Source organism: Octadecabacter sp. B2R22, assembly GCF_018861045.1.
GTDB lineage: Bacteria > Pseudomonadota > Alphaproteobacteria > Rhodobacterales > Rhodobacteraceae > Octadecabacter.
The window spans coordinates 82,971-100,441 of the sequence record NZ_JAHKQJ010000005.1; the positions used below are offsets into that span (position 1 = coordinate 82,971).

The following is a 17,471-nucleotide window of genomic DNA, read 5'->3' on the forward strand; positions in this document are numbered from 1 at the left end:
GCCTGCCCGCTTGAACAAGACGATCTGTTCTGTTCTTTCTTTTGACATGAAGCCCAATGATCTTGTCGTCACGCCAACGCACCTACGATTTATGAATCGTCGCTTTCCGTGTTCCATCGGGAAAGGTGGAATCAGCGATCACAAGGCAGAGGGTGATGGCGCAACACCGCGCGGAACTCATCGTCTAGTTGGAATGTTGTATCGGCCTGATCGCATCATCAAACCCGTGACTTGGGCTGAACCTATTCACCCACGTGATCTTTGGTCAGATGATTCCAGCGACGCCGCCTATAATCAACACGTCCGCGCACCCTACCCGCATAGCCATGAGGCCCTCAGACGGGCGGACCCGCTCTATGACCTGGTGATCGTGACCGATTGGAACTGGCCAAACGCGGTTCCCGGACGCGGATCGGCGATCTTCATTCACCGCTGGCGCAAGAAAGGGCACCCGACGGAAGGATGCATTGGCCTGCGCCCGACGGATCTGCGTTGGATCGCCGAGCGCATAAGTCCAAACAGCCGCCTTATCGTGCTTTAGCCCGCTGGCGGCACGCGGTCCCCAAAGATCGCGGAGCCGACACGCACATGTGTCGCCCCCAAGGCCACGGCGCTTTCAAAGTCGCCCGACATACCCATCGAAAGGCCCTTTAGTCCATTTCGCGCCGCGATCTTTCCGAGCAAAGCAAAATGCAGCGACGGCTCTTCACCTACAGGCGGAATGCACATCAACCCTTTTACAGGCAGGTCCAGCGCGATCGATTCTGCGATAAAACTATCTGCATCTGCAGGCAGAACACCCGCCTTTTGAGGTTCCTCCCCAGTGTTCACCTGAATGAACAGATCAGGGCAAGACCCCATTTCCTGTGCGAGTCGCGCAAAGGTCGTTGCCAGTTTGGGACGATCAAGCGTGTGGATCGCCTGCGCAAGCTCCATTGCCTGACGGGCTTTGTTGGTTTGTAGCGGCCCGATGATGTGTAGCTCGATGTCATCAAAGGCTTCTCTGAATTGCGGCCACTTTCCTGCAGCTTCCTGTACACGATTTTCACCAAAGACTCGGTGCCCTTCCTCAAGAATCGACTCGACCCGTTCGTTCGGCTGCACCTTGGAAACCGCGATCAAAGTGGTTTCCCCTTGGTTTCGGCCTGCTTTGGCTTCGGCTTCGCGAATCCGGTTCTTTATATCCTGCAAAGACATCGTAAGTTCCTGACAGTGTTGCGTGTTTTTTGTTTCACTCTGACATAGAGCGTTATCCATACGCTGTCATCTATATAGGGCGCTCCGGCAGGGTGTGGCACGTCTGCATCATTTTCAAAGCAGGTCCCGAATCCGAAACCAATTTTCTTGAGTGTGCAGGGGTTTGGGCGCAAAGACAGTCCCAATGCTAGAACAACTGGCATTCTCGAGAATGCAAACACGAGGAATTATCACATGAAACGCATCCTTCTTTCTTCTGCTGCTGTTTTCGCCTTCGCTGGCGCAGCTTCTGCAGACGGCCACTCTAACATCTCCCTCTCCGGCGACGTTACACTCGGCTACAACGACGACGTCGAAGCAGGCTTCTACTGGGACGCTGGTGTTGATGTTGCACTTTCCGCAACACTCGACAACGGCCTGACAGCTGCTGCGTCTTTCGACATGAACATCGTTGAAGACAACTCCGTTCGCCCAACATCCGGCGACGTGACATTTGATGACTGGGAAGTTTCCCTGACATCCGCAACTGCTGGCATGTACTTCGGTGTTACATCCTTCGCAGCTGAAACTCTCTGGCAGTCTGCTGGTGACATGGGCGCGGACAACTTCTCCGAAGCTGACGACGAAGTAGTTCTTCGTTCCGACATCACATTCGGCAACGTTCAGACATCCTTGTCTTACGCAGTTGCTGACGACGCTGGCGTAGAAGCTGACGACGACTTCACACAGCTTTCCGTAGCTGCTGTTGGCGAATTCGGCAACTTCACAGTTGGTTTCGCTTACCAGGAAGAGTCCGGCACATTCGGCGGCGCTCTGGGTTCCGCGGCTAACGGCGACTACACAGACGGTTCCGTATTCGGTATCTTCGCTCAGACTTCCGTAGCTGGTTTCGACGTTGAGCTTGCTTACGCTGAAAACGATGCCGCTGGTACAGACTCCTTGGGTCTCGAAGTTGGCTACACAGTTGGCGACGTAACACTTGGCGCATACTACGTATCCGAAAGCGTTGCTGACGACGCTTACGGCGTAAGCGTTGGTTACGCATCCGGTCCAGTATCTGTAGCTGCATACTTCACAGACGATCGCGGTTCCGAAGAGTACGCTCTTCAGGGTTCCTACGATGTTGGCAACGGTCTTGTGATCACTGCTGGTATGATCGACGGTGACAGCGCAACAGACGACGACTTCTCCAACTACATCGTTGCAGAATACGACCTCGGTGGCGGTGCTTCCGTAATGGCGTCCTTCGCTGATGCGAACGTTGCTGGTTCCGACGACATCGACACATTCGGTGGCTACGAGCTTCTGGACGGTACAACAGTTGAAGTATCCTTCGCGTTCTAATTGAACCCTTAGGTTACGACTAAGATTGGGCGGCCCCTCTGGGGTCGCCCTTTTCATTTGTAAGACTTCTTTCCACAGCCCCGAAAACGACCTCGGGTCTTGTGGCATCTGCCCCCCTTCGATACACCTTTGCTAAGTAAATTTCGCAAAGGGCGATCCGGTGACGAGACTTAGAAAAACTATCCGCCTGACTTTTGGTATTGGCCTCATTGCTGCATTGGCAGCTTGTGGCGGCTCCGGCAGCAATCCATTTGGCTCAATCGGCAGCCTTGGTGGCAGCTTCGGCGGATCAAATGAGTCCGCAACACAACAAGCAGCACGGACCCGTGGCGTCGAAAACGTCGCCGTGAACCGTTATCTTTGGGCGGCATCGCTTGATGTGCTCAGCTTCTTGCCTGTTGAATCCGTTGACCCGTTTACAGGCGTAATCGTAATGGGCTACGGCACGCCCCCCGGTGGCAGCCGCGCCTACCGCGCGACGGTCTACATTACCGACCCAGCATTGGACGCACGTTCGTTGAATGTTGCTTTGTTGACCCGTTCAGGCCCAGCCGCAGCTGAAACAACCCGCGCCATCGAAGACGCCATTCTTTCCCGCGCCCGCCAGTTGCGCATCTCGGATGGTGCGCTGTAAAACAGCCCCAACCCACAGTTTCTAAGCGCCGGGTCCAGCACCCGGCGTTTGCATTTTCAAGGACATACCATGTCAAACTACACGCCCTCAGAAATCGAAGCCAAGTGGCAGGCCGCTTGGGATAAAGCCGAGACATTCAAAGCTGTCCGCAGTGATGACAAGCCCAAGTACTACGTGCTTGAGATGTTCCCCTACCCGTCTGGCCGCATCCACATCGGCCACGTGCGCAACTACACCATGGGCGACGTGATTGCGCGCTATAAGCTGAGCACTGGACACAACGTATTGCACCCGATGGGCTTTGACGCCTTCGGGATGCCCGCCGAGAACGCGGCAATGGCGTCCGGCGGCCACCCCAAGGATTGGACCTACAACAACATCGACGACATGGTCGAACAGATGAAACCGCTTGGCCTTGGCATTGACTGGTCCCGCATGTTCGCCACCTGTGACCCTGAATACTACGGCCAGCAGCAGGCATTGTTCATCGACATGCTCGACGCAGGTATGATCGACCGCAAGAATGCCACCGTAAACTGGGACCCTGTCGACATGACGGTTCTGGCCAACGAACAGGTCATTGACGGTAAAGGCTGGCGCTCCGGTGCAGAGGTCGAACGCAAAGACCTCACACAATGGTTCTTTAAGATTTCCGATTATGCGGACGAACTGCTCGGCGCGCTTGATAGCCTCGACAACTGGCCCGCCAAGGTGAAACTGATGCAGGAAAACTGGATCGGCAAATCACGCGGTTTGCAGTTTTCGTTCTCGATGGTTGAAGGCATCGGCGCACATGATCGCGTAGAAGTTTACACAACACGCCCTGACACGCTGATGGGCGCGTCCTTTGTTGGCATTTCCCCCGATCATCCGCTGGCCAAGGAACTCGAGGCGGACAACGCCAACATCGCCGCGTTTAATGCAGAATGTCGCAAAGGCGGCACCACTGCCGAAGCCTTGGAAAAAGCCGAGAAGATGGGCTTTGATACGGGCCTGCGCGTGCGTCACCCATTCGATACGTCTTGGGAACTGCCCGTCTATATCGCCAATTTCATCATGATGGACTACGGCACGGGCGCTATCTTTGGCTGCCCTGCCCACGACCAACGTGATTTCGATTTCGCCAAGAAATACGACCTGCCGATCAAACCGACATTCTTGCCGTCTGAGGACAGCTCGCCTGAGCTGGAAGAGGCGTTCGTTCCAAACAAAACCGACATGGTTCACTGGCTGACGCCATACGCGTGGGAACCAGCCACCAACGGCGAAGACGCAATCAATGCGGCCGTTGATTTCTGCGAAGCCAACGGCGTTGGCCAAGGCGTCACAAAGTATCGCCTGCGCGATTGGGGCCTGAGCCGCCAGCGGTATTGGGGCGCACCTATTCCGGTCGTTCACTGTGACAGCTGTGGCGTCGTGCCCGAGAAGAAAGAAAACCTGCCAGTTGAACTGCCCTATGACGTGTCTTTCGACATTCCGGGCAACCCGCTTGACCGCCACCCAACTTGGCGCGACGTGCCTTGCCCGTCTTGCGGCAAACCTGCTCAACGCGAAACCGACACGATGGATACCTTCGTGGATTCGTCATGGTATTTTGCACGCTTCACGTCGCCCCACGCCGACACTCCTACCAACGCCGAGGACGCGGCTTATTGGATGAATGTCGACCAGTATATCGGCGGCATTGAGCACGCGATCCTGCACCTGCTCTATTCACGATTCTTCGCCCGCGCGATGCACAAAACAGGCCATTTGCCTGAAACTGCGGTTGAGCCGTTCAACGCGCTGTTTACTCAAGGCATGGTGACCCACGCGATCTACAAAACGACAGGCGACGATGGCCGACCCGTTTACCATTACCCTGAAACTGTCGAACTGCGCGATGGTGGCGGATTCCTCAAGGACGGCACTCAGGTCGACATCATTCCATCCGCGAAGATGTCGAAGTCCAAGAACAACGTCGTCGACCCTGTCGCGATCATTAGCCAATACGGTGCCGATACGGCCCGTTGGTTCGTGCTTTCCGACTCGCCCCCTGAACGGGACGTAGAATGGACAGCGTCAGGCGCTGAAGCGTCCTTCAAACACCTCAGCCGTGTGCACCGTATCGCGGGCGATATCGCGTCAAACGAAGACGCCGCGAACGACGCCGATGAAGCCCTGTTGCGCGACATGCACAAAGCCATTGTCGAGGTAACCAACGGCGTTGAAAGCTTCGGTTTCAACGCTGCGATTGCCAAACTTTATGGTTTCACCGCAAGTCTGGCGAAATCTAAGGCGGGCGGCGATGCCAAACGCCAAGCCATGCGAACGCTCGCACAGCTGATGTCGCCGATGACACCGCACTTGGCCGAAGACATCTGGGCACTCCTTGGTGGGACCGGTCTGATCGCCAATGCGCCATGGCCCGTCGCAGACGAAGCAATGTTGGTCGAAGACACCATCACCCTGCCGATCCAGATCAACGGCAAACGTCGGAGCGAAATTGCCGTTCCAGCTGACATGCCGAAAGATGAGGTTGAAAAGCTCGCTCTTGCGGATGAAGCTGTGGTCAAAGCTTTGGACGGCAATGCGCCCAAAAAGCTGATCGTTGTACCTGGCCGGATTATCAATGTTGTCATCTAACCGACGCGCCTTTCTTGCCCTACTTGCCGTTGCCCCATTGGCGGGCTGCGGCTTTACGCCGGTCTACGGGGTGAACGGGTCTGCACGGTCCTTGCGCGGGCGCATCGCTTACCGTGCACCCAACACGCCAGAAGGGTTCCGCCTGCGAACACGTCTTGAGGACCGATTGGGCCGCGTTGAACAAGGTGACTATCTGCTTACGGTAGAGCTCGACATTGAAGAGGTCGCTGTGGCGATTTCCTCAGCGCAGGACATCAACCGGTTCAACCTGCCCGGTAAAGCAACATGGACGCTCACTGAACCCGGTGTTGACCAACCGCTGGCGTCCGGTGTTGCGGAAACCTTCACCGCCTATTCTGCCTTTGGCACCACGGTCGCCACCCAAGAAGCACAAGACGATGCACGTGACCGCCTTGCCATTGCATTGGCTGATTTGATTGTCACCGATATCATTATCGCGTCCGGCGCATGAAGCTATCTGCTCGCGACGCCGCCGGTTACTTTCGAAAGCCTAACCCCGAGGGGGCTGGCCTTTTGATCTACGGCGGCGACGCCATGCGCGTGGCGCTAAAACGCCAAGACGTTATCAAGGCATTGGTTGGCGAGAACGGCGAAGAAGAAATGCGCCTGACGCGTATGTCGGGCGCTGATCTACGCAAAGACCCAGCGCTCCTTGGCGACGCTATAAAGTCCCAAGGATTCTTTCCCGGCCACCGCGTTGCATTTGTCGAAGATGCAACTGACACCGTGGCCAAAGCGATTACGCCTGCGCTGGCGGATTGGGAACCGGGCGACGCCCAGATTATCGTCACAGCAGGTCAGCTAAATGCGCGTTCGGCACTTCGCAAACTGTTTGAGGGGCATAAGAGTGCTTACGCCGTTGGCATTTATGACGACCCCCCATCCCGCGACGAAATCGAAGCCAACCTGCGCGACGCGGGGCTGCGCAATGTCGGCGGCGATGCAATGGATCTTGTCATCGCCTACAGCCGTGAAATGGCCCCTGGGGATCTGCGCCAGACGATTGAAAAACTCGGGCTCTACATGTTGGATTCCAAAGATGAGATCACTGTGGCCGATGTCGAAGCCTGCGCACCGCAATCCAACGAAGCTGGCCTTGATGACGTCTTGAATGTCGTCGCTGATTTGAAAACGAAAGAAATCGGGCCGATCCTGAGCCGCCTCTATGCGCAGGGCACCCAACCTGTCGCGCTATGCATTGCCGCGATGCGTCACTTCCGACAGCTTCATGTCGCCGCTTCTGATCCCGGCGGGCCATCGGCAGGTATTGGGCGTTTAAAGCCACCTGTGTTTGGGCCACGTCGTGATCGGATGGTCCGACAAGCTAGCAATTGGGGTCGCATCAACCTCGAAGAAGCTTTGTCCACTATTACTGAAGCAGATTTGACGCTGCGGTCTGCCCATACCGCACCTGATCGCGCATTGGTGGAACGCATGTTCATTCGGCTGGCTATGTTGGGGCGCCGCCGTTCCTAGGCGATTCTCTTAGGGTTTTCCGCCTGCATAAGTCACAGCGGCAAAAATAGACGTTAGAAATGCAGAAGGCAGGCGCGAGGCCTGCCTTCCAAATTCGTGTAGCAGTTAAGCTAAAAAGCTTAGGAACCGCCGGAAGCTGCAACAGCAATAACTGCCAAGCCAAGCAGAACAGGCAATACAGCGCCGCCCATGGAAGAGGACAGCGGTGCTGCCATGTTGTCGTCTGCGATGATGATCTGCGTGTCAGTTGTGCCTGCGTCAGAATAGTCGCCAGCCATCATTGGTGTGTTGCTGGCAGCTACAAGCAAGGCTGCAGTCATAAGTGTCTTTTTCATTTCTCTTTACTCCGGTGTCTACGTTGTTAGTGCGCGCATACGCTAAGGAACCATAACAAATACAAATACAAGTTGGTATGGGAAAATAATAAAGGTTCCATCACTGGCAAAAATGTCGAAATCTTCCATTCCCATTTAGAGAAAGGAGGCACCAAGCCTACCTTCATGGAATTTTTAGTTCGAAAATCCGATCAGTTTAGGAACCGCCTGCAGAAGCAATGGCAATAAGGACAACCGCGCCAATAGCTGGAAGCAGTGCCGACATATCAGTTGTCAGGTTCTTCTCAACCATAACCAGTTCGCCTGCATCTGTTGTTACAGCAGATGAGTCAGCAATTGCAGCAGTGGATGCGGTTGCGAATGCAACAGCGGCGACCAATGTTTTAATCTTCATGTTGGACTCCAATTCATATCAAAGGGTATCAACTCAACCTTAACGATAGGTTGACCCCCTTACGATTACAACGATTGAGTGCGGCATCTAAAGCCTCTGGTAGCCCAAGTAACCCACACCGGCAGAAATCCACTGACGGGATTGCCAGACTATGCCATCCACGCCGCGCCAGTAGGTGTTCTTGAAAGAATGGTTTTCGCCGGTACACGTTTCTTCGAGAATCGTTGTCGCGTAAGTTTTTTCAACAATCGTCAATTCGTCGGTTCGGGTTTCTTCCATCTCGCATTGATACACGGATCGTTCAATCTGGCTAAGACCGTTGAGAAAATCGATCGTTCTCAAGTAACTACCACCAGATCTAAGGGCGGACCTTGCGCCAGAAACATCAGATCCCATCACATCGTCGCCCAGTCCGCGCGTCCCCACAAGAAAACCACCTTCAAGGACAAAGCTAAGGCCATCGGGCGAATTCCACGTCACCTTTTCACCATTTCGGCCAACTGCAAAAATGAGGCCCGTCGCCTCGCGGTCAATGATACTCACCCGCAACAGATTCGTATCTTGGGCATCAATATAGGCCCGAGTAAGAGCCGGAGGCGCTTCGACAACAGCTGCCGCCGTCGAATCACCGGGCATCCCCGACTGGACGATGCCGCGAACCACACCCGCTGTCGCGTTCTTCGTGTTCAGGGGCCCGCAAGAGGAAATCGCCAAAAGTGCCGCGGCCGAAAGTGCTGAGATCCAAGATGTCTTCATCGCCAGAAACGTCCCCAGTTTTCTTCCATTTGCCCACGGTGGCCACCCTCGACCACATCATAGAGACGCCCGTCAATCCGAAGCCGTGCCCCACCGTCGCGTTCAAGTGACGACAACGACGTCGCTGCAGTGTCCCGTGTCGGTGTGCCATACAGCCAGTCAGATGGGATTTCGATCCTGATACCTTTGTCGAACGACCCTTCACCAAAGTCATCAAAAGGAACGTCAGTTAACGTGAAATAGGCCCCAACTTTCCAACCATTCTCAAACTCGCGATCAAGGGAGAACGTCGCGCCCCAGTCGCCGGCCAGATAACGGCCAACATCAACTTGGCCCTGAAAACCGTTGTCGAAGTCGTAGTAAGCGGACAGGTGCCCCGTAACGACGTCATAATCATCACCAACAAAACTGTTGCAGCCAGTGCCTGAACAGGCAGGGCGGAACCCAAGTCCGAGATCGTAGTCCCGCAGCAAAGTGTAGTTCATCTCGGCGCCCAGCGCCAACCGGCTGTCCACAGGCTTCCACAAAAGCTCGCCGGACACACCGCCGAAAGAACGCTCAAAGTACCCGATTGAGGCGCGGCTATAAAGATTCTGACCGGGGCGACCATACCAAGACATAAACAAGTTCTCGATGCCGCTGCCGGATTCAGCCCCATACCGAAGGCTCGTTCGGCGCACATCTGGCAAAACAGATTCAGAAATCGACCCGACCTCATCACGGTTGCCCGCAACGCGATAGCGATAAGCACCCGCAAGAACTACATTCGGGCGCAGTTCATATTGGAACGTCGCTTCAAGCCCGACATCCCCACGAACAGGTTCGTCCCCGTCAAACAGTGACAGTTCAAGATAAGGGGCAATCCCCCACAAAAACGCCGGTGTTGGGTCTTCCCAACCAACGGATGGCGCCGAACCGGCCGCGTCAGCAAAGGTTGCGCGACCGTAGGACAGTGCCGCTGCGTTCGGTTCGTTTTCTAAGGCTTCTAGATCACCACGCCGGATCGTCACGGCAGACGTAGGGATCCCGTTCTGAGTCGGCTCAAGAATGAAAGTATCAACGTTCGTTGGGGCGACTTGCGTCAGAATGCGCGATACCCGCCCAACGCCTTGCGCTTCTGCGCGATACCGATCGTTTTCATACCGCACCCGCAAGGTGGTTCCAACAACCTCGGCGCCATACAGACGAATCCCATCCGCCGCCAAGATTGCACCCAAAGCTTCCACACTTGCCGTTTCGACCTGCGGATTGTCCCAGGTCGCAGCGGCAGCGATGCCTTCTGCACGAACTCCCACAGGCATCGGCGCAGGTTCCAATCCACTCGGGAAACTCGCCGTCTTCGGATCAATCAAAATCGTAGCGGCGAACCCGATGTCGGTCCCGTACATGTAGTAACCACCAAGCTGATAAGAGTCGTTTGGCTGCCACTTCACCCCAAAGTTAAGCGGGGACTCGCGTTCAAACCCAATCAGCGCGGTTTCACGTTCGTAAATGTCGGATGAATACTCCGCGAGGATAGTCCAATCGTCATTTAGGCGCCATTCAACGCCCCCAAAGAGCGCCGCGTCACCGCGAAAGAACTGCCCCGACAAGACCGTCCCGCCCGTATTGATGCTGTCATCAGGTCGCGTTTCAAACCGCTCATCGATGATACCCAGCGGATTGGTAAACCCGTCAAGCGACCCAAGCCGCCCCCAGCCCAAACCACCCGTGACGCGCACGTTGGGTCCCAACGTTTTCGTAGCGACAAGGTATTCGCTGCTATACCGGCCGGTGCCGATAAAGTCGCGCACACCGACCGAAATCGCGGGCATGTACTGACCTTCGTCAGTGACCTGGTACTGCAAGTCAAAGCTTCGATCGTAGGTGTCAATCAACGAGTAGCGAAAGCTACCGGAGACACGCGGCAAAACCTGAAAGGTAAATGTCACACGTTGCGTATCACCAAAGACGGCAACGGTTGTCGCAATCTCACCGTCCGCAGGGGCAACAGCCGATGGCATATCAATAATACCCGGCGTGCCATAAAGCGTGTAATTTGCACGCCAATCATCATCAGCGGCTGCGGGAGTTGCAGCAATCACGGCACAAAAAGCACCGGAAATGCCTTTAATTCTGTCTAATTCAAACATGATCCACGTCTGACATTGTATCCAGCCTCGTCGCAACCTTATTCTCACCGAAATCGGAAGTTGATGCCAAGGGTGGGCGATATGCCATACCCTGCTGAAAAAGGGGCGGTTGTGACCACTATTCTACTCGGGGCAAATGGCCGTTTGGGCACCATCTTATCCCACTTCGCGCGGGGCGCAGGGTTGGACTGGAAAACCCAAGCACGCCAAGGGGATGCCGATATTATCTGGTCCGGTGACTTTGGCGACACCGCTGCCGATCAAGTCTTCCAAAACGACGCGACCATCCTCAACTTTATCGGCGAAACGGGCACGGATAAGACTCAGCTGGAATCCGCCAATGTAGATTTCGTCGAGCAACTGCTTGAGAAAGCCTCACAAAGCAACGTAAAGCACGTGATCCTTGCGTCATCTGCTGCGGTATACGGTGCCGGGGATGGCACGCCTTTCAAGGAAATGGACCAAACCGCCCCTCTTAACGCATATGGCAAAAGCAAAGCCGCGATGGAGCACATCGCCAAGGACTTTGCCGCAACCAGTAGCGCCCCCAAGATTACAATCGCGCGGATCGGAAACGTCGCAGGCGCGGATGCTTTGCTCGCCGCCGCACACCGCTATCTAGCCGATAGCGCCGCGATGCCGCTGCATCGGTTTAGCGACGGCACGGCATCTGTACGATCCTACATTGGGCCTTACGACTTTTTCGTCGCGATCAAGGCATTGATCCCGACACCGGATACAAAGCTACGAACGGTCAATGTCGTTCAACAACAACCTGTCTCCCTCGATAAGCTTCTTGCAGCGTATAAGGTCCATCTCTTGCCCGATCTAAACTGGATCGATGAACCCGCACCGAACGGTGTTCCACACAGTGTTGTGCTTTCAACAGACACGCTACAAACTATTGTTACGTTAGAAAACTACGACGACCCTGCAGATGCTTTGGGGCGCCAAACCGCGGAGCTATCAAATCAGTGAAACGCGTCTTTGATATCGGTCTCGCACTGCTTTTGCTGCTCTTGCTCTGGCCTGTGATCCTCGCCATTACGATAGCCATTCAATGGCGTGACGGCGGTCCTGTTTTCTATGTCGCTGAACGTATGAAGACGCCGCAAACGCCATTCAACCTGATCAAATTTCGCACCATGTCCAATGTGCCTGCGGATCAGAATACAGGCGTCACCGGTGGCGATAAAACCGACCGTATTACCCATATTGGAAAGAAACTTCGCCGCTATCGTCTGGACGAACTCCCACAGCTGATCAACGTCCTGCGCGGCGACATGAGCTTTGTCGGTCCGCGCCCACCGTTGCGACAATATACCGACGCCTTTCCTGACCTATATGGCCGTGTCTTGCGATCCCGTCCCGGCGTAACAGGGCTGGCCACCTTGCATTTCCACCGCCACGAAGAGCGCCTCATCGCCGATGCCAGCACGCCAGAACAAACCGAGCAGATCTACGTGACCCGTTGCGTGCCGCGCAAAGCCGTCTTGGACCTCATCTATCAACGCCATGCCTCAGTCTGTTTTGACGTTACTTTGCTCTGGGAAACGATCCTCAAAGTGTTAAAACGTTAGCAACTCCACCAAACTAACACCCGCAATAAAAGAGTCCCCCATGCCCAAGGCCCTCGTCACCGGATCCGCAGGATTCATCGGTTATCACCTTTGCAGACTTCTCTTGGACGAAGGGTTTGAGGTCATCGGCTTTGATGCGATGACGGATTATTACGACGTTCGCCTGAAAGAACGCAGGCAGGCAAACCTGCTGCAATCCAGCAGTTTTCGCGCGGTGAATGATCGGCTTGAGGCGGACGGTGTGTTGATGGATCTGATCGCACAAGAAAAGCCTGATTTCGTTATTCACCTCGCGGGGCAAGCCGGCGTGCGCTATTCTATCGACGAGCCGCGCTCTTATGTTGATGCCAACATCATCGGCACGTTCAACCTGCTAGAAGCCGTCCGTGCGACACCCGTCAAACACCTGCTACTCGCGTCAACGTCGTCGGCCTATGGCGCCAACACCGAAATGCCCTACACCGAGACCGACAAAGCCGACACGCAGATGTCATTCTACGCTGCGACCAAAAAATCAAACGAAGTGATGGCCCATTCTTACGCCCACCTCTACGACATTCCGACCACCATGTTCCGGTTCTTCACCGTTTATGGCCCGTGGGGCCGCCCTGATATGGCGCTGTTCAAGTTCACCAAAGCCGTGCTCAATGGCGACCCGATTGACGTCTATAATCACGGCGACATGAGCCGCGACTTCACCTATGTCACCGACCTCGTTCGTGGCATCCGTCTACTGCTTGATGCCGCACCTGAACGGCTAGACGAAGTGCCTGAGGGCGACAGTCTGTCCCCAGTAGCGCCGCACCGGATTGTTAACATCGGCAACGGCGAACCCGTGCAGTTAATGGCCTTTATCGAAGCCATCGAAAAGGCACTGGGCCAACCCGCCGAAAAGAACTTTATGGACATGCAGCCAGGTGACGTTCCTGCGACTTGGGCAGATGGATCACTCCTAAAGACGCTCACCGGTTATACACCCGCGACGGACGTCGAAACAGGCGTTAAATCTTTCGTTGATTGGTATCGCGATTACTACGACGTTTGAAGCCTATGCGCTGCGGCCAATCCAGCCCAGCGCCCCGTCGCCAGACAACCGTTGATCAAATAACCGCCCGTCGGCGCGGCCCAGTCCAGCATTTCACCGACACAGTATACCCCTTCGCGGGACTTAAGCATCAAGTCATCCGTGAGAGCGTCAAACCGCACGCCACCTGCCGTTGAAATCGCTTCATCGATCGGTCTCGGGCTCAGTTGCGGGATGGTCAGCCCTTTGATCTTTTCATGCAACGATAAGTCACTATTTCGGCCAAACTCGTTCAAAAGGGCGCGTTTTACTGAATCCAGCTTCAATGCCTTTCGCAGCTTATTTGAAACGGATTGCTTGCCTTTGATGGCAGCCAATTTGGTGGCGATCTCCTCGACGGACATGTCAGGCAAAAGATCAATAACCAATGGCGCACCATCGCGCATCGCAGCGGACACCGAATAAATACCGCCGCCCTCAAGACCCTTGGAGGACACTACGAATTCGCCCCGCGACACTCTTTCGCCTGCTGTCAGTTTGCAGCCCTTCACCGCCGCACCCAAATGAGCGGTCATATGGTCGGACCATGAAACTTCGAAACCCATATTCACGGGCTTAAACGGCGCGACCTGGTCAGGAAGTTGCCCCGCCCATTGGCCGTTCGAACCAAGGCGCGACCAACTTGCGCCGCCCAGCGCCAAGACGGTCACTTTCGCGGCTATCGTGATCGGTCCATCCGGCGTGTCAAACGTCGCATCATCGCCATCCCAACCCGTCCAACGCCAATGGGTTTCGAACCTCACTCCATGCTGTGACAGGTGCGCAAGCCATGCCCTCAGCAGTGGTGAAGCTTTCATCACTGTTGGGAAAACCCTCGCGGTTGACCCTGTAAAAACGGTTTGTCCCAGCGCCTCAGCCCACGCGCTCACGTCGTTCGGCCCGAACGCGGAGATCATCGGCGACAGAACCTCTTGGGCGGCCCCATATGCTTGCTTGAAGACCGGTAGCGGCTCCGCCTTGGTCAGGTTCAAACCAGACTTGCCCGCCATCAAGAACTTGCGCCCCATCGTCGGCATTGCATCCGCGACCACAACGGAATGACCCGCCGCTGACAAAACATCCGCCGCCATCAACCCCGCAGGACCACCCCCGATAACAAGAGCGTCACTCATGCAGGCGCGGCAGGAAAACCGCCCTTAATCTCTACGACACGCTGCGGGAATGGAATTTCAATACCTGCGTCTTTCAACGCATTCCAGATCGCAAATCGCACGTGGCTGCGGTATTTATTTTTGCCGTCATCAATCCCGTTCACCCAGAATTCGACAACGAACTCAATGCCGCTGTCTCCGAACCCATCTAGCTCAACATCAGGGTCTTCGGGTTTACTCAAAACAAAATCCAATGCTGCGACAGCGGGTCCAACGATATCGGGAATACGGTTGATGTCCGTGTCGTAACTTACAGAGAATGATACGTCATAACGATTGGCTGATCCGCTATCGGAATAATTCACCACCCGCGTAACGATGAAATCCTCGTTGGGCACGACGATCCATTTACCGTCATATGTCTCGAGGATCGCAGCACGCGCCGTCATTTTGACGATTGTGCCCGCCTCTCCCCCGTCGAGTTCAACGTAGTCGCCGACGGTCGCTTGCCCTTCGAGGAGAAGGATCACGCCAGAGACAAAGTTGGACGCAATTTTCTGAAGGCCAAAACCGATACCAACACCCAAGGCACCTGTCAGCACTGCCAGAGAACTAAGCGGGACACCCGCGATATTCATTGCCACAAGAAAGGCGACACCAAAAATCGCGATTTCGGCAGCTTTAACTGCCAACTGGCGGGTTGCAGCAGGCATTTCTTGCTTCTGGATCATCGCTGAACTTTGGTCGTTTGACCAACGCCCAAGCCAGAACATCACAATCGCAACCACCAGGAACCGCAACATACCCAGAAGAGAGAACGACATGCCACCAAGCGGTACAATCGTCTGTTCAAGCCACATCATAATCGGGTCAAGAAAGCCCAACGCATAGATCGCAGCGAACGGAATCAGAACCATCTTTCCAAGGAGCTTCAGCAGAGGATCCGTCAGCATATCGCGAACAAACGCGCGCACGGCGAGGAACAGGAACACACGCTTACCGAATGCGATCATTTCGCCTGCGCCAAAGATCGATCGTGTGACCTGTTCACCGATTGCGGTCAGCGCAAACGCAAGGAGCGGCAAAACAAGCGGAAGGAACAACAAGACGAACCGGCGCACCTTGGCGAGGATTGTCTGGTTTTCATCGGGTGGCGTAAGTGCTCTGGTCAAGATCGGGTTTAGTTTGCGGGTAATAACCACGGCCAAAACATAGGCAGCGACCAGCAATGCGAATTGCACCCAATTGGCAGGATCTATTATCCAGCCAACGACAAACTCATAGGCAGGCGTCACGTAGCCCAACGCTGTGTTCATTAAATCTTCCATAGGCATCTCCTACACCACGTCTTTCGCCAAAGACAGAGCCTCAGCCGATCATCGCCTTGATCGCCATCACTTGTGCGGGGTCTGCGGCAAGAGCGGGTTCAATTAGGGCGGCGGTATCGGTCTCAACAGCGACCGTGCTGATTTGATCAACCAAGCCAAACGAATGCGCCTCTTGCGCAGTGATTTTGGCGCCTGTCAACAGAATGCGCTTGGCAACCGACGGCCCGACCAATGCCGCAAGCCGTGCAGGATCGGACGGCTGCGGAAGAACGCCCATTTTAATCACGGGGTAGAAGAACTTAGCCGTTGAAACAGCAACTCGCAAATCGCACGCCAGCACCATGCCTAGGGCGCCACCCGCGCAAGACCCATTCAAAGCCGCAACGCTCAACCCGGCAAACCCGGCAACAGCGGACGAAAGCCGTTCCCATTCAGGCGAGAGCGCAAGCGTTCCATTTCGCACATCATCCAAATCAGCGCCGGCACTGAACACTTTGCCCGCACCGGTCAGAACCAAAACTTTGGCGTCGGCCTTTTCGACCGCATCGGCCAGCTGCCCCAACATTGCCTCGGTCAAGGCATTGGCCTTGTCAGGGCGATTGATCGTGAGTGTCAGGCAGCCGTTCTCCGAGCTCTGCTCAATCATACAAGACCCACCCGTTGGCGAATAACCTCATCCCGCAGTGAAACGTCCGTCCCAAGGTAGGCATCCGCCTCAGAAGAACACATCCAGACCAAGGTCCGTGCGGGCCATTCAGGTGGGATATGATCGGACCACTCAAGTTGGCTGACAGGATTCACACCGGATGCCTTGATATCGCGCTGCATATCAGTCGCCACTGTTCCGGGCGACAGCCCCAAGACGCGCAGCCCCTTCTCGCGGGCCTCATTGTCCGCACAGCGGGTCAACATAAAAGCGCCCGCCTTGGAGGAACAATAGGCGGACCAGCCCTCAACAGGCCCATGGGCCGCACCCGATGACACCGTGATAATCGTACCTGCGCCGCGATTGATCATGTCAGGCATCGCCGCGCGCATGCCGTTGAAGACGCCTTTCAGGTTCACATCGATGGTTTTGCCCCAGACATCAGGGTCAGAGTCGGCCAAATGATCAATCGGATCGAGCAATCCAGCATTGTTAATCAAAACATCAAGCGGGCCAAATGCAGCTGTCGTCTGCTCAATCGCCGACACCACTTGCCCGTAATCCGCGACATCACATCCAATCGCGATGGCATTATCACCGATTTCTGCGGCTATGGCGTCAATCTCGCTCGTAGATCGCGCGACCAATGCGACCTTTGCACCAGCATCAGCGAAAGCCCGCGCAGTCGCGGCCCCGATCCCTCGACTGGCCCCCGTTACCAAAACAACCTTATTCATCACGCCCATGTCTTATCCCCAACAAAAATTTATCTCATTCCGTCGTTATTTCACGCACGAAGGAGTGATTTCCCGACCTTGACCGCATCCA

The 17,471-nt window shown here is 55.2% G+C and carries 18 protein-coding genes; 9 read left to right on the forward strand and 9 right to left on the reverse strand.

What is annotated here, in order from left to right; translation table 11 throughout:
• Positions 1-46 precede the first annotated feature (46 nt).
• Complete coding sequence (locus tag KO486_RS02925) at positions 47-541, forward strand: L,D-transpeptidase family protein (RefSeq protein ID WP_216035750.1); 495 nt, start codon at positions 47-49, stop codon at positions 539-541.
• On the opposite strand, the gene KO486_RS02930 is transcribed toward KO486_RS02925, so the two are convergent.
• The gene (locus tag KO486_RS02930) at positions 538-1,197 is read right to left on the reverse strand and encodes a YggS family pyridoxal phosphate-dependent enzyme (RefSeq protein ID WP_216035751.1); all 660 of its coding nucleotides are present in this window, start codon (positions 1,195-1,197) and stop codon (positions 538-540) included. The genes KO486_RS02925 and KO486_RS02930 overlap by 4 nt on opposite strands.
• Positions 1,198-1,431: 234 nt before the next feature.
• On the opposite strand from KO486_RS02930, the gene KO486_RS02935 reads away from it, so the two are divergent.
• The 5 genes from KO486_RS02935 (at position 1,432) to holA (ending at position 7,297) form a co-directional block, all read left to right on the forward strand.
• Positions 1,432-2,541 (forward strand): porin, encoded by a 1,110-nt coding sequence (locus KO486_RS02935; protein WP_216035752.1) that lies wholly within the window; start codon positions 1,432-1,434, stop codon positions 2,539-2,541.
• A 160-nt stretch (positions 2,542-2,701) separates the two neighbouring features.
• A complete protein-coding gene (locus KO486_RS02940; RefSeq protein ID WP_216035753.1) occupies positions 2,702-3,175 on the forward strand; it encodes a DUF3576 domain-containing protein in 474 nt (157 codons plus the stop codon).
• A gap of 69 nt (positions 3,176-3,244) precedes the next feature.
• Positions 3,245-5,800 carry a leucine--tRNA ligase gene (gene leuS, locus KO486_RS02945; protein ID WP_216035754.1) on the forward strand — a complete coding sequence of 852 codons (2,556 nt, stop codon included), beginning with the start codon at positions 3,245-3,247 and terminating at the stop codon, positions 5,798-5,800.
• Positions 5,787-6,272, forward strand: coding sequence for an LPS assembly lipoprotein LptE (gene lptE / locus KO486_RS02950; protein ID WP_216035755.1), 486 nt, complete (start codon positions 5,787-5,789; stop codon positions 6,270-6,272). The genes leuS and lptE overlap by 14 nt, the downstream gene beginning before the upstream one ends.
• Positions 6,269-7,297 (forward strand): DNA polymerase III subunit delta, encoded by a 1,029-nt coding sequence (gene holA / locus KO486_RS02955; protein ID WP_216035756.1) that lies wholly within the window; start codon positions 6,269-6,271, stop codon positions 7,295-7,297. Before lptE ends, holA begins: the two co-directional genes overlap by 4 nt.
• A 119-nt stretch (positions 7,298-7,416) precedes the next feature.
• Here holA and KO486_RS02960 read toward each other — a convergent pair whose 3' ends face one another.
• The 4 genes from KO486_RS02960 to KO486_RS02975 all read right to left on the reverse strand — a co-directional run bounded on the left by KO486_RS02960 (position 7,417) and on the right by KO486_RS02975 (position 10,914).
• Positions 7,417-7,632 (reverse strand): hypothetical protein, encoded by a 216-nt coding sequence (locus KO486_RS02960; RefSeq protein WP_216035757.1) that lies wholly within the window; start codon positions 7,630-7,632, stop codon positions 7,417-7,419.
• A 196-nt stretch (positions 7,633-7,828) separates the two neighbouring features.
• On the reverse strand, positions 7,829-8,026 hold the full coding sequence (locus tag KO486_RS02965; protein ID WP_216035758.1) for a hypothetical protein: 198 nt from the start codon (positions 8,024-8,026) through the stop codon (positions 7,829-7,831).
• Positions 8,027-8,113: 87 nt separating this feature from the next.
• Entirely contained in the window at positions 8,114-8,782 is a 669-nt protein-coding gene (locus KO486_RS02970) for a YjbF family lipoprotein (protein ID WP_216035759.1), read from the reverse strand.
• Positions 8,779-10,914, reverse strand: a complete 2,136-nt coding sequence (locus KO486_RS02975) for a YjbH domain-containing protein (protein ID WP_216035760.1) — start codon at positions 10,912-10,914, stop codon at positions 8,779-8,781. Before KO486_RS02975 ends, KO486_RS02970 begins: the two co-directional genes overlap by 4 nt.
• 111 nt (positions 10,915-11,025) lie before the next feature.
• Here KO486_RS02975 and KO486_RS02980 point away from each other — a divergent pair, with 111 nt between their 5' ends.
• The 3 genes from KO486_RS02980 to KO486_RS02990 are packed head-to-tail and all read left to right on the forward strand — an operon-like array spanning position 11,026 to position 13,539.
• A complete protein-coding gene (locus tag KO486_RS02980) occupies positions 11,026-11,892 on the forward strand; it encodes an SDR family oxidoreductase (protein WP_303435476.1) in 867 nt (288 codons plus the stop codon).
• On the forward strand, positions 11,880-12,494 hold the full coding sequence (locus KO486_RS02985; RefSeq protein WP_216036209.1) for a sugar transferase: 615 nt from the start codon (positions 11,880-11,882) through the stop codon (positions 12,492-12,494). Before KO486_RS02980 ends, KO486_RS02985 begins: the two co-directional genes overlap by 13 nt.
• A 40-nt stretch (positions 12,495-12,534) precedes the next feature.
• A complete protein-coding gene (locus KO486_RS02990; protein ID WP_216035762.1) occupies positions 12,535-13,539 on the forward strand; it encodes an NAD-dependent epimerase/dehydratase family protein in 1,005 nt (334 codons plus the stop codon).
• Here the strand turns inward: KO486_RS02990 and KO486_RS02995 are convergent.
• Genes KO486_RS02995 through KO486_RS03010 form a run of 4 tightly spaced genes read right to left on the reverse strand, consistent with a single transcriptional unit; the run spans position 13,527 to position 17,389 of the window.
• Entirely contained in the window at positions 13,527-14,690 is a 1,164-nt protein-coding gene (locus KO486_RS02995; protein ID WP_216035763.1) for a TIGR03862 family flavoprotein, read from the reverse strand. The two genes, KO486_RS02990 and KO486_RS02995, sit on opposite strands and share 13 nt — an antisense overlap.
• Complete coding sequence (locus KO486_RS03000; protein WP_216035764.1) at positions 14,687-15,997, reverse strand: mechanosensitive ion channel domain-containing protein; 1,311 nt, start codon at positions 15,995-15,997, stop codon at positions 14,687-14,689. The genes KO486_RS02995 and KO486_RS03000 overlap by 4 nt, the downstream gene beginning before the upstream one ends.
• A 40-nt stretch (positions 15,998-16,037) precedes the next feature.
• Positions 16,038-16,643 carry an enoyl-CoA hydratase/isomerase family protein gene (locus KO486_RS03005; protein WP_216035765.1) on the reverse strand — a complete coding sequence of 202 codons (606 nt, stop codon included), beginning with the start codon at positions 16,641-16,643 and terminating at the stop codon, positions 16,038-16,040.
• Complete coding sequence (locus KO486_RS03010) at positions 16,640-17,389, reverse strand: SDR family oxidoreductase (protein WP_216035766.1); 750 nt, start codon at positions 17,387-17,389, stop codon at positions 16,640-16,642. The genes KO486_RS03005 and KO486_RS03010 overlap by 4 nt, the downstream gene beginning before the upstream one ends.
• Positions 17,390-17,471: the final 82 nt, after the last annotated feature.

Coding starts and splice junctions, on each gene's coding strand:
- holA (WP_216035756.1), top strand. CDS start 6,269: ATGAAGCTATCTGCTCGCGACGCCGCCGGTTACTTTCGAAAGCCTAAC.
- KO486_RS02960 (WP_216035757.1), bottom strand. CDS start 7,632: ATGAAAAAGACACTTATGACTGCAGCCTTGCTTGTAGCTGCCAGCAAC.
- KO486_RS02930 (WP_216035751.1), bottom strand. CDS start 1,197: ATGTCTTTGCAGGATATAAAGAACCGGATTCGCGAAGCCGAAGCCAAA.
- KO486_RS03005 (WP_216035765.1), bottom strand. CDS start 16,643: ATGATTGAGCAGAGCTCGGAGAACGGCTGCCTGACACTCACGATCAAT.
- KO486_RS02965 (WP_216035758.1), bottom strand. CDS start 8,026: ATGAAGATTAAAACATTGGTCGCCGCTGTTGCATTCGCAACCGCATCC.
- KO486_RS03010 (WP_216035766.1), bottom strand. CDS start 17,389: ATGGGCGTGATGAATAAGGTTGTTTTGGTAACGGGGGCCAGTCGAGGG.
- KO486_RS02995 (WP_216035763.1), bottom strand. CDS start 14,690: ATGAGTGACGCTCTTGTTATCGGGGGTGGTCCTGCGGGGTTGATGGCG.
- KO486_RS02990 (WP_216035762.1), top strand. CDS start 12,535: ATGCCCAAGGCCCTCGTCACCGGATCCGCAGGATTCATCGGTTATCAC.
- KO486_RS03000 (WP_216035764.1), bottom strand. CDS start 15,997: ATGGAAGATTTAATGAACACAGCGTTGGGCTACGTGACGCCTGCCTAT.
- KO486_RS02935 (WP_216035752.1), top strand. CDS start 1,432: ATGAAACGCATCCTTCTTTCTTCTGCTGCTGTTTTCGCCTTCGCTGGC.
- KO486_RS02970 (WP_216035759.1), bottom strand. CDS start 8,782: ATGAAGACATCTTGGATCTCAGCACTTTCGGCCGCGGCACTTTTGGCG.
- KO486_RS02975 (WP_216035760.1), bottom strand. CDS start 10,914: ATGTTTGAATTAGACAGAATTAAAGGCATTTCCGGTGCTTTTTGTGCC.
- lptE (WP_216035755.1), top strand. CDS start 5,787: ATGTTGTCATCTAACCGACGCGCCTTTCTTGCCCTACTTGCCGTTGCC.
- leuS (WP_216035754.1), top strand. CDS start 3,245: ATGTCAAACTACACGCCCTCAGAAATCGAAGCCAAGTGGCAGGCCGCT.
- KO486_RS02925 (WP_216035750.1), top strand. CDS start 47: ATGAAGCCCAATGATCTTGTCGTCACGCCAACGCACCTACGATTTATG.